General features: G+C 42.3%; 10 protein-coding genes. 4 read left to right on the forward strand and 6 right to left on the reverse strand.

Annotation, left to right across the window (positions count from 1 at the left end):
- Positions 1-24 precede the first annotated feature (24 nt).
- Positions 25-1503: a betaine-aldehyde dehydrogenase gene (gene betB, locus Xkoz_RS06790; protein ID WP_099141452.1), complete on the reverse strand. Its 1479-nt coding sequence runs from the start codon at positions 1501-1503 to the stop codon at positions 25-27.
- A 44-nt stretch (positions 1504-1547) separates the two neighbouring features.
- Positions 1548-2144 carry a transcriptional regulator BetI gene (gene betI, locus Xkoz_RS06795; protein ID WP_099141453.1) on the reverse strand — a complete coding sequence of 199 codons (597 nt, stop codon included), beginning with the start codon at positions 2142-2144 and terminating at the stop codon, positions 1548-1550.
- Between the two features lie 209 nt (positions 2145-2353).
- On the opposite strand from betI, the gene Xkoz_RS06800 reads away from it, so the two are divergent.
- Complete coding sequence (locus Xkoz_RS06800) at positions 2354-4393, forward strand: choline transporter (RefSeq protein ID WP_099141454.1); 2040 nt, start codon at positions 2354-2356, stop codon at positions 4391-4393.
- Positions 4394-4549: 156 nt separating this feature from the next.
- On the opposite strand, the gene Xkoz_RS06805 is transcribed toward Xkoz_RS06800, so the two are convergent.
- The 4 genes from Xkoz_RS06805 to Xkoz_RS06820 form a co-directional block, all read right to left on the reverse strand.
- Positions 4550-5020, reverse strand: a complete 471-nt coding sequence (locus Xkoz_RS06805) for a MarR family transcriptional regulator (protein WP_099141455.1) — start codon at positions 5018-5020, stop codon at positions 4550-4552.
- A gap of 141 nt (positions 5021-5161) precedes the next feature.
- The gene (locus Xkoz_RS06810) at positions 5162-5551 is read right to left on the reverse strand and encodes a nuclear transport factor 2 family protein (RefSeq protein ID WP_099141456.1); all 390 of its coding nucleotides are present in this window, start codon (positions 5549-5551) and stop codon (positions 5162-5164) included.
- Between the two features lie 118 nt (positions 5552-5669).
- Positions 5670-10055 carry a non-ribosomal peptide synthetase family protein gene (locus tag Xkoz_RS06815; protein ID WP_099141457.1) on the reverse strand — a complete coding sequence of 1462 codons (4386 nt, stop codon included), beginning with the start codon at positions 10053-10055 and terminating at the stop codon, positions 5670-5672.
- A complete protein-coding gene (locus Xkoz_RS06820) occupies positions 10045-11868 on the reverse strand; it encodes a non-ribosomal peptide synthetase (RefSeq protein WP_099141458.1) in 1824 nt (607 codons plus the stop codon). Before Xkoz_RS06820 ends, Xkoz_RS06815 begins: the two co-directional genes overlap by 11 nt.
- A gap of 518 nt (positions 11869-12386) precedes the next feature.
- On the opposite strand from Xkoz_RS06820, the gene Xkoz_RS06825 reads away from it, so the two are divergent.
- The 3 genes from Xkoz_RS06825 to Xkoz_RS06835 are packed head-to-tail and all read left to right on the forward strand — an operon-like array spanning position 12387 to position 14728.
- Positions 12387-13553 (forward strand): 3-deoxy-7-phosphoheptulonate synthase, encoded by a 1167-nt coding sequence (locus Xkoz_RS06825; protein WP_099141459.1) that lies wholly within the window; start codon positions 12387-12389, stop codon positions 13551-13553.
- Entirely contained in the window at positions 13553-14338 is a 786-nt protein-coding gene (locus Xkoz_RS06830; protein WP_099141460.1) for a 2,3-dihydro-2,3-dihydroxybenzoate dehydrogenase, read from the forward strand. Before Xkoz_RS06825 ends, Xkoz_RS06830 begins: the two co-directional genes overlap by 1 nt.
- A 24-nt stretch (positions 14339-14362) precedes the next feature.
- Entirely contained in the window at positions 14363-14728 is a 366-nt protein-coding gene (locus Xkoz_RS06835; RefSeq protein ID WP_244183420.1) for an isochorismatase family protein, read from the forward strand.
- The last annotated feature ends 90 nt before the right edge of the window (positions 14729-14818 follow it).

Here is a 14818-nt window from a genome sequence, read left to right on the forward strand (position 1 = left end):
TATCTCCTCTGTTACAGGTCTGGATTAAAATAAGGATTCAAAATCGCCGAGTTCCACCTGTATCGATTTGGTTTGCGTGTAATTTTGTAGTGTGACCAGCCCATTTTCCCGACCCACACCAGAATGTTTATAGCCACCAACTGGCATGGTTGCCGGAGATTCTCCCCAAGTATTGATCCAACAGATACCGGCTTCTAGCTGGTGGATCACGCGATGTGCACGGGAAAGATTTTGGGTGACTAATCCGGCACCCAGGCCATAATGGGTGTTATTGGCTCTGGCAATGACTTCATCTTCCGTTTCATAAGTCAGGATGGACATCACTGGCCCAAAGATTTCTTCCTGCGTGATTAACATCTCATCGGTACAGCCACTGAATACTGTCGGAGCAACAAAGGCTCCTTTTGCCAATTCACCTTCCATTAGCCGCTCGCCACCACAAAGCAGGCGGGCAGAACTGTTTTTGCCGCTTTCGATATAGCGTAAAACAGACTCCATATGTGGGAAGCTCACCAGTGGGCCAAAGTTAGTGTTGGGATCGAGAGGTGAACCAATGCGAATGCGTTTAACACGCTCAAGAATTTTTGTTTCGAAACGTGAAAGCAGCGAATTAGGGACAAAGACACGGGTGCCATTTGTACAAACCTGGCCTGAACTAAAAAAGTTCGCCATCATGGCAATATCAGCGGCGCGATCCAGATCGGCATCATCGAAGATGATCAGCGGGGATTTGCCTCCCAATTCCATCGTGACGTCTTTCAGGGTTGAAGCGGAAGCATTTGCCATGACTTTCTTGCCTGTCACGATACCGCCGGTAAACGATATTTTGGCGATCTTAGGGTGAACGGCCAAATAATGCCCAACTTCATGGCCTGCGCCAGTCAGGACATTGAACACACCATCAGGCAAGCCGGCTTCGGTATAGATTTCAGCCAATTTCAAGGCGGTAAGGGAGGTGACCTCACTGGGTTTGAAAATCATGGCATTACCGGCAGCCAGGGCCGGTGCTGATTTCCAGAGGGCGATTTGAATAGGATAGTTCCATGCGCCGATACCCGCCACAATACCTAAGGGTTCACGACGGGTATAGACGAAAGAAGATTCCCGTAATGGGATCTGCTGGCCTTCAAGGACTGGAACTAAGCCAGCATAATATTCCAGTACATCGGCGCCCGTGACGATATCAACCTGTTGGGTTTCAGAAAGCGGTTTGCCGCTATCCAATGTTTCCCATTCAGCCAGTTCATCATTGCGTTCACGCAAGATATTTACAGCCTTGTGTAAGATCCGCGAACGTTCCACCGCCGTCATGGCTGCCCAGATTTTCTGTCCCTTATGGGCGCTTTCGACAGCCAGATTAACATCTTGTTCGGTTGCGGATTGAAATTGAGCAATAACCTCGCCATTGGCCGGGTTAATAGAATCGAAAATGGTGTTATCGGGATTGGCGCTATCGACATAAGCACCGTGGATATAAAGTTTTTGTAATCCAAAATGGGTCATAGAACCTCCTTAAGAGTCTATCCATTAGGTTATATGCCAGAAGTTCAGGCTACATCGGATGATCCGAGTTTCTTTTCGATATAATCGATAGTAATTTTGAATGTTCCTTCTATATCAAAAGGCTTCTTGCTTAATGCACTGCGCAGCCAAATACCGTCGATCAATGCAGAAAGCCCTTGGGCAGCCAGACTCGCTTCTGCGGGTGGCATGGCACGTTTAAATTCAACACAAAGATTGGAGTGCAAACGGCGTTCATTGACTTGCTGTAACCGATACAATGTGGGTTGATGCATACTACTCGCCCAGAAAGCTAACCAGGTTTTCATTGCTGCACTGTTAGTCTGGCTGGGATCAAAATTCCCTTCGACAATGGCTTTCAACCGTTGTGTGGGCGTGGCGTTGTCAAGCAAACGTAATCGACGTGCGACGGCCATTTTTAGTTGATGTAACAGATAGCGCATGGTAGCTTCCAATAGCCCGTTTTTATCTTTGAAATAGTGGCTGATAATTCCGTTGGAAACTCCCGCTTTTCTGGCTATTTGCGCAATAGTGGCTTCCTGCATTCCAACTTCATTCACAACGATTAATGTTGCATCAATGAGTTGCTGTTTTCTTATCGACTGCATTCCAATTTTTGGCATGATTTTAGGCTCAGAAGATCAATCATTCGGGCAGTATTAAACTTTTTTTTGATTGAATGTTCAATCAAAATTAAATATGTTTTATCACAATGTTTTTACAATAAAGGGGGTGGGTTATTTAATATATTTTATATTTTATAATTAATTCAATTGGTTATGCGATTTATGCATTTTATGTGTTTCACTTCTATTAATTTCAGGAACTGCCTATGAATACCCAAGACAGTCCAAAAAATCCTCAGAAGGATACCCTGAATTCTGTCGTTTTTTTCACCTCTGCCGGACTGATTATTGTATTTTCTCTATTCACTATTTTTTTCACGGAAGCTACGAGTATTTGGATAAAAAATACCCTGAATTGGGTGTCTAAAACGTTCGGTTGGTACTATTTACTGGCTGCAACGCTTTACATTGTGTTCGTGGTTTTTGTTGCCTCTTCCCGTTTTGGATCAATCAAATTGGGTCCAGAACAATCTAAGCCGGAATTCAGTCTGCTGAGTTGGGCGGCAATGCTGTTTGCTGCCGGGATCGGCATTGACTTGATGTTTTTCTCGGTGGCTGAGCCGGTCACGCAATATATGCAGCCACCAACAGGCCAGGGGGAAACCATTGAAGCAGCTCGTCAGGCGATGGTGTGGACACTCTTCCACTATGGCCTGACGGGCTGGTCTATGTATGCCCTGATGGGAATTGCACTGGGCTATTTTAGTTATCGTTATAACCTCCCTCTGACTATCCGCTCGGCGCTTTATCCTATTTTTGGTCACCGCATTAAAGGCGCAATCGGCCATACGGTGGATATTGCGGCCGTGATAGGGACAATTTTTGGCATTGCAACGACGCTGGGAATTGGGGTTGTGCAGTTGAATTATGGGCTGAAAGTCCTTTTCGGGTTACCGCAAGGATTGGGAGTGCAGGGAGGCTTGATATTATTGTCTGTGCTGATAGCCATTATCTCTGTGACGACCGGTGTTAACAAAGGCATTCGATTTTTGTCCGAATTGAATGTCCTGCTGGCTCTTGGCATGGTTTTGTTTATTTTATTTATGGGTGATACCGAATTTCTGCTTAACGGATTAGTGCAGAATGTCGGGGATTATATCAGCCGTTTCATGGGCATGACGCTAAACAGTTTTGCATTTGAACGCCCAACGGAATGGATGAATAACTGGACGCTGTTTTTCTGGGCATGGTGGGTAGCTTGGTCGCCGTTTGTGGGATTGTTCCTGGCCCGCATTTCCCGTGGCAGAACCATTCGCCAATTCGTTATGGGAACATTGATCATTCCATTTGTTTTTACCCTGCTGTGGTTATCGATTTTTGGTAACAGTGTGTTGTATGAAATTCTGCATGGCAATCGCCAATTGGCGGAAACCGTACTGCAACATCCAGAACAAGGCTTTTATCGTTTGCTGGCACTTTATCCGGCCTTCACGTTCAGCGCTTCTGTCGCCACCATCACCGGATTGCTGTTTTATGTCACATCGGCGGATTCAGGCTCGTTAGTGTTAGGCAATTTCACCTCTAATCTTAGTGACATCAATAATGATGCACCGAATTGGTTGCGTGTCTTTTGGTCGCTGGCAATCGGTGTATTAACGTTAGGTATACTCATGACGGATGGCATTTCCGCCTTGCAAAATACCACGGTTATTATGGGGTTACCTTTTAGTTTTGTGATCTTCTTTGTGATGGCTGGGCTGTATAAATCCTTGCGAGTGGAAGATTTCCGCAAAGCCAGTTCGTTACACAACTCTTCACCCACGCTTATCCATGACAATGGTTCATTGAACTGGAAACAGCGTCTGAGCCGTATGATGCATTTCCCTGGCACGAAAAGCACCCAGCGAATGCTGGATAGTGTGTGCCGGCCGGCTATGCTGGAAGTCGCTAAAGAGTTGGTGATGAGCGGTGCGAAAGTTCAGTTTAATGAGCTGCCCGCCAAAGAGGACAAGCGTTTGAACCCGCTGGAATTGATTGTTGATTTAGGTGATGAACAGGATTTTATCTACCAAATTTGGCCCCAACGTTATTCTGTACCCGGATTTACCTATCGAGCCAGATCGGGCAAGTCTCACTATTACCGGTTGGAAACTTTTCTCATGGAAGGCACACAGGGCAATGATCTGATGGATTATACGAAAGAGCAAATCATCAGTGATATTCTTGATCACTATGAAAAGCACCTGAACTTTATTCACTTAAACCGGGAAGCGCCGGGGCAGACATTGATTTTTCCGAATGGTTAATCAACCTTATTAAGCGGTTAGTCAGGCCTGACTTCAGTATTCACTGGACTCAGGCTTTTTATTACGAGGTAAATAACAAAACAATTGCCTTGAAAATTCGCTTTACGTTGCGAATTTTGGTTATAAATTTATATAAAAGAGTGGGTTGCATAATGTTCAATCTTCTTCACGAATGGGGGTTTGTGCATATAAAAGATCGGCGGCGCGATGGCAAAGTTCGGTAAAGATGGCGATTTCACCTTGGGACATATTAGATGCCACAATATCAGCCATGTTATGTTTGCTGGACTCGGCTCGCTGCAAAAATATGAGCCCTTTTGGGCTGAGTTTGGTGATCAGTTCGCGTTTATCATTTTCCCCCGCTTCTTGTTTAATAAGTGCTTTATCTTTCAGCAATCTCAGGATCTTAGACATTTTAGAGCGAGTAAAACCGAGTTTTTCACCCATCACAGTAGGATTCATCGGCTGATATTGTCGGAGTAAATGTAAAGTATCATATTGTGCCCATGAAATACCTTCAGGGTTTGTGATGGTTCTTCTTGCAACAAGCACACATTGAAGCCGACTTAATGCGTTTTCAAAAGGTGTTACGGCAGTATCATAAATATCTTGATTATCTGTTTTCATGTGGGTTCTTTTATCACCTAAATCTTGAATAAGAAACCGCGTTAACCGCCTGTTCCATAAATAAATCTTTACAAATGTAAATGATCCTTGATGGAACAGGCCTGTAAATATCCACTTATTTACAATTAAGAACGGCCAAAATTAAGAGAAAATGGCTGCTCGGTTAAGAACATCCTCATAGTCGTGTAATTCTTTAATTTTACCGTTGTTTAATTTAAATACGTTAACATATAAACAATAAAAATCTTTTTTATCTGGCAATGTCTTACCATTCAACCGATATTCAACGATAAAATTATCAGGATTATCTGTAGCGTACAGTTCTACATCCTGAACAGCCGTAAAAATCAGGGGTGCTTGACCAAAACTTGCGGAATAATGCTCAAGTATCTGTGACTGCGTCTCAATTGTATCGCGACTGGTACGAAAGGGTAACTTTAGAATACCATCGTCACAAAATAGAGCGGCAAGTTTTGTGGGTGATTTTTCCAAAACAGCTTCTATATATTTATCGAACACAACTTTAAACATGGGTTCTCCTTAGTGTTTTACATGTTGCTTACTTTCAGGTTTATATAGCCGTCACCTTTCAAGATGCGTCTTATATCTCTCCGCTGCGCGGGGAGATATAAACACTCACATAGGGTTGCTAGCGGCAACTTGAAGTTGGATGGGTATATGACTGTATGATTTCTGTATCCATAAAATAAGAAATTAATTTTGAGAACGTTTTTACATTAATATCTGGAAAATCGAGACCTAAGGCTTTAATAGCCTCGCGTGTGCTTTGGTTGTTATAGGTGTTATGACCAATATTCAAAGCATTTTCTTTAAAAAGGTGGATTAATGAACCCAAAGCCACATCATCGCCATTGACAACCATTTGTTCGAGTTTTTCTAACCATGCTGATTCAGAAGCGGTGGTAACGTCATATCCTGCTTGTTTGATCGCCAGATATATTGGAGCAAAATCAGTGCCTTCCGGATGAAATAAATGGAAGTTTTGCTGCCCATCTGGCTTATTCGCGGTTGATAATGCCACAATGGCCTGACTGACGAAATCGACCGGCAATAGGTCAGTACTTAGCAATTCAGGGGATGGTGCAATGCCCATTTGGATAAAACTTTTGATTTGTAGCCATAAAAAATCATCTTTTTGACATGCCCCGGTAACACTGTCACCTGATATCCGTCCTATCCGATAAATATTGATATCAACACCCTGATATCTGGCCTGCTGTACATACTGTTCTGCCACCCATTTACTTTGGGTATAGCCGATAGAGAGTGAATTGGGGTAGTCAGGAGGGCTATCTTCCGTTATTGGCTGTTTAGGATAGTCTGGTGCAAATACGGCAACAGTCGAAATATACTCCAGTTTCTTACGCACATGGTGACAACAAAAATTAATGACTTCGACGATACCCTCGACATTCGCGCCTTTAACCGAGCTGTATGGGAGAACAAAATTAATATAAGCGGCGGCGTGATATATTTTAGATACTTTTTCTGATAATGACTGGTATTCTGCCTCAGTTAAACCAAATTTCGCCTTGGCAATATCCCCCACCACAACTTCAACGCGTGAAAAATCAATGTCATGTTCGATACCATAGCAATGGGCATTTTTTATTATGCGGCTCAATCCTGCCTCATTATCTGCGGCCCTGACTAAACAAATGACTTTACCTGTGAGTGGTTGCAGTAAGGCACGAAGCAGATAGATACCTAAAAAACCGGTAGCACCGGTGAGTAATACCTTACCGTCTCTTGACGGATTTAATTGTCGCGTATAAGTCCAGTCATGTTGGACGAAAGCATCGTTAATAAATGTACTCGTTATGTCATCATCTGATTTTTTGTCGTTATTAAGATAAGTATCAACCGAAGCTGCCATGTCACGTAAGGTAGGCGTACTAAAGAGTAATTTTAGCGGAAAATCGACATTAAATTGTTGGCGCAGTAAATACACTAACTGTGTTGCTAACAGTGAATGCCCGCCGATATTGAAGAAATTGTCTTCTGGTTTAATCGCCTTGTTCGGAAAAACTTTTTGCCAGAGTAATTTCACGGTTTGTTCGGTTGAAGTCAGAATTTCTTCAATACTATTGTTTTCAACATCATCGGATATTTTAGTTATTTCAATGTTATGCAGTGCTTTTCGGTCAATCTTACCACTTGGGGTATTGGGAAGTTCGGACAAAAATACGAACTCATTTGGGATCATATAATCCGGTAGGTTGCTACGTAATCGAGTTAACAGTTCAACGCGTTCTAATGGCACCGTGGCGATGATGAAAGCCACCAGAATTTTGTTACCCGCTGATATTTCTTTCCCAATAACCGCACAGACTTTCACTTCATCCCATGAATTGATAACGGCTTCTATTTCTGATGGTTCAATGCGAAATCCTCGGATTTTTAACTGATTATCCAAGCGACCAAGGTATGTCAATGAGCCATTGGTGTTGAGTTTGATGAGATCGCCAGATTTATACGCATGTTGGCTCAATGCACCTGGCCAGTTTTCACTTAAAAACCGTGCTTGAGTTTCATGATCTTTGTTGTGGTAACCGGGGGAAATAAAATCACTGACAATCCAAAGTTCGCCGGCAACACCCGCTGGAACCATACGCCGGTGTTCATCTAATACAAGCATTGTAAATCCGGGGAGTGGATACCCTATCGATGCACTGTCTCCCCACGAAGATACCTCTGTCGGCATGACATAAGCAGAACAAACATGGCTTTCTGAAGGGCCATAAAGATTAATCAGTCTTCGGTTGGCATTAAACATATGTTTAATGTCAGCAGTGAGAACCAACTGTTCGCCTGTTGAGTAGACTTCATCAAGCATTGACAGCGGGGCTTTATTTGTGACGGTCAATTGCGCTAAATGTTGAAGTGCCACATAAGGAAAATAGGCTCGACGAACCTTGTTTAACTCAATGACATCTTGCAAATGATGCAGGTCTTTACGTTCCTCTTCATCGGCAATATATAACTTTCCGCCCGTACATAAAGTGCCGAAGATTTCCTGTACAGAAACATCGAAAGACAAAGACATATAATGGAGTGTGCAATCACCTTCACCACAAATAGTGATCTCTTTTTGCCATGTAAGAAGATTGGACAGTGTTTTATTCAGTAAACGAACCCCTTTGGGTTGTCCTGTTGAACCGGAAGTGTAAATGACATATAACTCATCTTCTGGCTTTCGTTGCACTGATTGCCAGCTAACATCTTGTTTAAATACGGTTTCATCCAACACGATTGTATGGATGGTCGCAGGTAGTGTTGTGGCAAACTCGCGGGTGGTTACGATACAATCTACTGCTGCGTCCCGGAGCATATATTCAATACGCTCCTGCGGATAATTCGGGTCAATGGGAACATAGGATGAGCCTGTTTTCAACACGGCCAGTAAAGCGGCAATAGTCTCTTCGTTCCGGCTTAGCAATAAACCGACTCGTGAACCCGCCCTGATAGCATAACTTCTGTGCATGAATTCAGCTATCTGATTGGCTCGGTGATTTAACCATCCATAAGTCAAGTGACCATGACGTGTTATTAATGCAATATTGTCCGGGTGAATTTTTGCATATTGCTCTATTTCACCAATAACGCATTGAGTGTTCATATCAGCGAATGGGGTACTTGAGCGATTGACTAGGGATAGCTGTTCATCTTGCGTGAGTATTTCAATTTCACTTAACGTCTTTTCACTCCATCCCCCCATACATAAAGCTGTTTGCCTATATAGCTCCAGCCAATATTGAATGGTGCTGTCTTTAAATAGTTCAGCATTAAATTCCATGATCAAATGATGAGATGTACCCGTTTCGACAAATAGGGTTAAATCATACTTAGCGGATTGAATATACTGTTCAGTGACGTTTATTGAGTAAGGGAAATCCTTCAATGCATCATTGATGGTATTAAGATTTACAAGTAATGTTTGAAAAACAGGGTTATCTAAGCCAAAGTTCTGGCCTGTATCTGCAACCATGTCCGTAAACGGTAATTGCTTATTAAAATGTGCCTGAATAAAGCGGTTACGAACGGATACTGCAAACTGCTTCACGGTACTCTTTAAATCTAAATGAGATCGAAATGGTAACGTATTTACCAAATATCCCACAGTTTCTTCAAATTCACGGTTATCCCGTAGAGCAAAAGGGATACCAATGGTGATATCTTTTTGACCAGATAAACGATACAGCAAAAACTGCCAGCACATGGTCATATACATGAAAGGGGTCATGGCAAGATTTTTTGCCTGGCTGGATATTTTCAATGCGTCATCATGGCTGAGTGTCAAATGACAATAACCTGCTTTGGTTCCTTTGCACGCCTTTCTGGGGTAATCAGTTGGGAGATCGATTGTAGAAGGGTACGGAGTAAGCACCTCCTTCCAATAGTCTTTCATGGTGGAAATTTCAGGTTTGGTTAATTGCGCTTTCTGCCATTGGGTGAACGCCAGATAATCTGCACTCGTTTTCAGATAATGAAATTCTCGGTTTTCAACCAAATGGGCATAGCATTCGAGAATATTCTTTATAACAATAGTCACTGACGGTGCATCAACGATAATATGATGAAAACAACACGCCAACCAACACTGTGCTAATTCTCCGGTTATCAGACAAATATCAAATAATGGCCCTTTTGCCAAATCATAGTGTTTTGACGCCATTTGTTGAATCACTTCTTCTGGGTGAGCCCCCTCAGTGATAGTTTTGTGTGTAATATGAATGTGGGCAGGTGGTTCGATGACTTGATAAAGCTGATCTTGATTAAATGTAAAGTGAGTACGTAAAACCGGCGTGAATTCAACAAATTGAGTGACTGCTTTTTCCAGCAAACGGTGATCTAACTGAGTGCCTATTTCTATCAGTAAGGGAATGTTGTAGCTTTCGGGTTGGCTCAATACCTGATCAAGTAACCATAAGCCTTTTTGGCCTTGTGTGCTGGGTAAGGATGTTCTGTTATCCAAAGTATCCTTTGCTACTTGGTTCAATGATTCATTGCCCATTTTTTTTCTCCAAGCCGTTTTTCTCTAACTGAGCTGCTAATTTTTCGACACTATCCACTGAAAACACATCGGCAGATGAAACATGAATATCGAGTGTTTTACTGATAAGAGAGGCTAATTTGATGAGGTGAAGGGAATTTATCCCCTGTTCCCAAAACGAAGTCGCTGGGTCAAGGTGCTTGTGACCCGTGATCCCTTCCCATATTGAGAGAATTTTTGATGTTATGTTGTCATCTCGTTGTTTGTGCATCCCATCAGTAATCAGTTGAGCCATTTGGTTTCGGTCGCGTTTCCCATTTTTATTCATCGGCAAAGAATTAACCTGTGTGAACCGTTCTGGAACCATGTATGACGGCAACCTTGAACTCATAAATTCGCGAAGATGCGTGTTGGATAGCGAACCTGATTGACTCAGATAACAGGCATGTAACAGGGACTCATTATCCGTTTGTTCTATTATTACAATGGCATCGTCTATCTGAGGGTGTGAGCGTAGTGTATGCTCCACTCCCGTGATTTCGACCCTGAAGCCACGAATTTTACACATGTGGTTATTGCGTCCCAGTAGGGTAATATTGCCGGATTTATCTTTTTTAGCTTGGTCATTAGTGCGGTAATAACGCGCATGATGACCATTAAGATCCAGCCAGACAAAACGCTCAGCGGTTAATTCAGGGTCTGAATATCCTTCCGCAAGCCCAGCGCCACTGATACAAAGTTCCCCCGGTACATCCGGCGCACAAAGTTCTGAATTATCATCCAGTACGACCATATTGACGAGAGGTAACGGGTAGCCGACAGGAACTGGCGAATCAGCATCAAGTATTTCATCGGGTAGCACCTGATAAGCAGAAGCGAGAGCTGAGTTCTCCGTACATCCCATGCCATTGAATATACGTCCCTTACCTGCTTTGGCCGCCATTGAAAACAGTCTGGGGTTAACAAAATCACCTGAAACGATGACACTATCAGGTTTATGTAACGTCTCAGGAGAAACTTCGACAAATAATCGGAACAGCCCGCCGGACAAGGCAAGAATAGAAATATGCTGATGGCTAATGATGTTATCGATTTCGGCCAAATCAGGAACATCTTTGGGATAAACAACAAGTGTGGCGCCGGTCAGAAGGCTTAGCCAAATTTCATTGGCGCTTGCAGCAAATGAGGGTTCTGCAAGTTGTAAATAACGGTCACGGTCTGTATTACCTAACTGACTGATGGGGATTGCAAGGCGGGTTAACCCACAATGACGGATAATCACACTCTTGGGTTTACCGGTTGAGCCTGACGTCAACAATATCATCACCGGGTCTGTCGCCACTAACGTTTCGGTTATGGTTTCAAATTTTGTTGGTATGTGATCCAAATCGCGAGCTTGAGAAATCAGGTTTTCTACTGCGATAACGGGATAATGTATTTGTGAACCCTTTGTTTTTAATTTTGTTATATTATTATCAACATTTGAAATCAATAAACTGATATCAGCAGCCTTGGTGCAATCTGCTATATACTGTTCTGGATTGTTATTGTTAAACGTATTGTTTAACGGAACAATAATAGCACCCAGTCGAATTACCGCTATCATCACCAAATATAATTCAAGGCTGCGAGTTATTTTAATTGCGACTTTATCTCCTTTTTTTACTTTCATTTTTTGTAAAACAAATGCTATCTGAGCTGATTTCTCCCAAAGCTCACGATATGATAATGTTTCTGAATTAAATATTAACGCAGTTTTATTTGAGTGTTTACTGACTATTTCACTCAAAGCATTTGGTATGGTATGCAACTGCTCAAGTTGTTTTTCAATCATGCAGAAGACCTCATTATATTTATTATAAGGCAGGGTAATAAATATTAAATAACATGTTTAATAGGTATTGGAAAAATGATCTTGATCAAGGTGCGCTCATTTTTATTTATTTCTATTGCCTAGGATACTGATAAAACAAAGTCTACAACGCAATCCTAAAATCAGTCAAATAATTTCTAAAAGGAAAGTATTTGTTTATTTTTTCATCTGAGTTTAAATTTAAATCCTTTATAAACAATGCATTGAATTTATTTTGTAAAATAACCCTATTAAGGTGATTGACAAAGTGCAGGTAAGTTATGGATGATTAATGCCATGCGAATGATGATTATCTATTTATATAGAGTCATGTTTAATTTGATGTCAGAATTTATCATTTTAACTTAAATACAACAGAATTTCGTATTTATTCTACCTTTTTAAAAAAGCTTATACGACTGCCTTGCTTATTAATAGGTAATGTGTTTTCGATTGTGAATTATGAATTCACTCTTAATTAAACGTGGAGTATTAGTCAGATGGCCACATTAGAAACTCTTGATTCTTCTTGGCAGCAACCTATTTGGAACGACTCGGCAACATTATCCACCATAAAAAAAGAGTTATTGAAATTACCACCATTAATTAACTATGAAGAATTGACACATCTTTATAATAAATTGGAAAAAGTTTGGTTACATGAAGCGGTCATAATTCAAGTTGGTGATTGCGCCGAACGGATTATCGAATGTGATCAACAATCGGTTATTCCAAAAATTGATTTTTTACATAACCTATCAGACATTTTTTCTACTTTGCTGAATAAGCCTGTGATCACAGTTGGCCGCATAGCCGGCCAATATGCAAAACCGCGCTCTAATGCAACTGAAAAATACGGGAATACGATGTTACCTGTGTGGCGAGGCGATTGCGTAAATAGCCCGGAACCGGTTCAGGATGCCAGAATCAATGATCCCAGACGGATGTTATTCAGTTATCACGCCGCTTCACAGACCCTGACTACGATTGACGATTATATTCGAAGCAGACCCGATATGAATTTACAGGTCTGGACAAGCCATGAAGCCTTATTGTTGGACTACGAATATTCTCAGTTGAGAACCACGTCTGATGGGCGGAGATACCTTGGGAGTACCCATTGGCCTTGGATTGGCATTCGTACCCTGGATTTAAATAGCCCTCACGTTGAGATGTTATCGAATGTAGATAACCCCGTAGCCTGTAAAATCAGCGATAAAGTCTCCCCTGATTTAATCACTGCATTATGCAAAAAACTCAACCCCAAAAAAATCCCCGGACGACTGACATTTATCTCCCGTTTTGGTCATAAACATATCCATAAACTCAGTCCTCTTATTGATGCTGTATTGGAGACAGGTATCCCCGTGCTTTGGATGTGTGATCCCATGCATGGCAATACAACAAAAACAGCGAATGGAAATAAACAACGAATTTTTGCAGAGATGGTGGATGAAGTGACTCATTTTCAAATCCAGTTAGCCGAACGTCACGCTTGCTGTGCCGGTATTCATTTAGAAACAACGGCTGAAGATATCGCTGAGTGTTTTGGTTGCGGTTTTCAACCTGAAGAACCCGAATTATCAAACATCCTATGCGACCCACGATTGAACAAAATACAGACAATTGAACTTATTAAACAATGGGCAATGAATCAGGAGGCATGATGAAATTTGACAAAAAATATGTTGCAGTGGTTACCGGCGCATGTGGTGGTATCGGTGAAGCCATCGCCAGACGACTGGCAGTGGAGGGAATAACTTTAGCCCTTATTGATAGGCAAGCCGATGCGTTGCAATCTCTGGTGGACAAACTGAGCGATGAGTATTCTCAACCTATTATCGGTTTTCCCGTGGACGTTGCCGAACCTCAACAAGTTGGCAGCGCATTTCTTGCAATCAAAAATCAACTCGGCCCCGTTGGCTATTTGGTGAATGGCGCGGGGGTATTACACCATGCTTCGGTGGAAAACACCGATATCGATGCATGGCGCAATATCTTTGCTGTTAATGCAACGGGGGTATTCAATGTCAGTAAAGCCGCAGCCAGTGATATGAGGGAACAGAAAAAAGGCAGCATCGTGACTGTTGCTTCAAATGCCGCACGAGTACCCAGAGCAATGATGGCCGCATATTGTGCCTCAAAAGCGGCAGCCCAAGCCTTTACATATGCACTGGGATTAGAAGTCGCGCCATTCGGAATTCGGTGCAATGTCGTTGCACCTGGCTCAACAGACACATCTATGCTGCGCGGTATGTGGGAAAATGAAGACGATAAAAACCACACATTGTACGGTAATCCAGAGCAATTTCGCATTGGTATCCCACTTCGCAAGATTGCCACATCAGACGAAATTGCCGCAGCGGTTTGTTTCTACCTCAGTGAAGAATCCAGCCAAACGACGTTGTCGACTTTGCTGGTGGATGGTGGTGCTGCATTAGGTAGCTGTTAGTGCATAGCAAGCAAGAGACACAATATGGAAAAGATATTACCGTACCCATTGCCTAAATATGCTGATTTACCTAAATCTACAGCAAATTGGCTCCCTGATCGGCATCGCGCAGCCTTGTTGATCCATGACATGCAAAAATACTTTGTAGATTTTTTTGAAGCTGAAACAAGCCCGATAAAAGGTGTCACTGGCAACATTTGCCTGCTATTGAGTGTTGCCAGAAATTTGAATATTCCCGTTTTTTATACCGCTCAGCCCGGCAGTATGACCCCAGAACAACGCGGATTATTAAAAAGCATATGGGGCGACGGTATGAAAGCAATAGATGAACATCGGGAAATTATTCCACTCCTGACACCCAGTAAAAATGAAATCGTACTGACTAGATAGTGTCGTCATGAAAAATTTGTGCGATGATAATGCCTTATCATTCCATCATAAGAGTCGATTAACCATGAGTACACCCGCACACCGCCGCCA

It is taken from the genome of Xenorhabdus kozodoii, from assembly GCF_002632875.1.
Classification (GTDB): Bacteria; Pseudomonadota; Gammaproteobacteria; order Enterobacterales; family Enterobacteriaceae; genus Xenorhabdus; species Xenorhabdus kozodoii.

Coding starts and splice junctions, on each gene's coding strand:
- Xkoz_RS06835 (WP_244183420.1), top strand. CDS start 14,363: ATGGAAAAGATATTACCGTACCCATTGCCTAAATATGCTGATTTACCT.
- Xkoz_RS06805 (WP_099141455.1), bottom strand. CDS start 5,020: ATGAAAACAGATAATCAAGATATTTATGATACTGCCGTAACACCTTTT.
- betI (WP_099141453.1), bottom strand. CDS start 2,144: ATGCCAAAAATTGGAATGCAGTCGATAAGAAAACAGCAACTCATTGAT.
- Xkoz_RS06830 (WP_099141460.1), top strand. CDS start 13,553: ATGAAATTTGACAAAAAATATGTTGCAGTGGTTACCGGCGCATGTGGT.
- Xkoz_RS06800 (WP_099141454.1), top strand. CDS start 2,354: ATGAATACCCAAGACAGTCCAAAAAATCCTCAGAAGGATACCCTGAAT.
- Xkoz_RS06815 (WP_099141457.1), bottom strand. CDS start 10,055: ATGGGCAATGAATCATTGAACCAAGTAGCAAAGGATACTTTGGATAAC.
- Xkoz_RS06820 (WP_099141458.1), bottom strand. CDS start 11,868: ATGATTGAAAAACAACTTGAGCAGTTGCATACCATACCAAATGCTTTG.
- Xkoz_RS06810 (WP_099141456.1), bottom strand. CDS start 5,551: ATGTTTAAAGTTGTGTTCGATAAATATATAGAAGCTGTTTTGGAAAAA.
- Xkoz_RS06825 (WP_099141459.1), top strand. CDS start 12,387: ATGGCCACATTAGAAACTCTTGATTCTTCTTGGCAGCAACCTATTTGG.
- betB (WP_099141452.1), bottom strand. CDS start 1,503: ATGACCCATTTTGGATTACAAAAACTTTATATCCACGGTGCTTATGTC.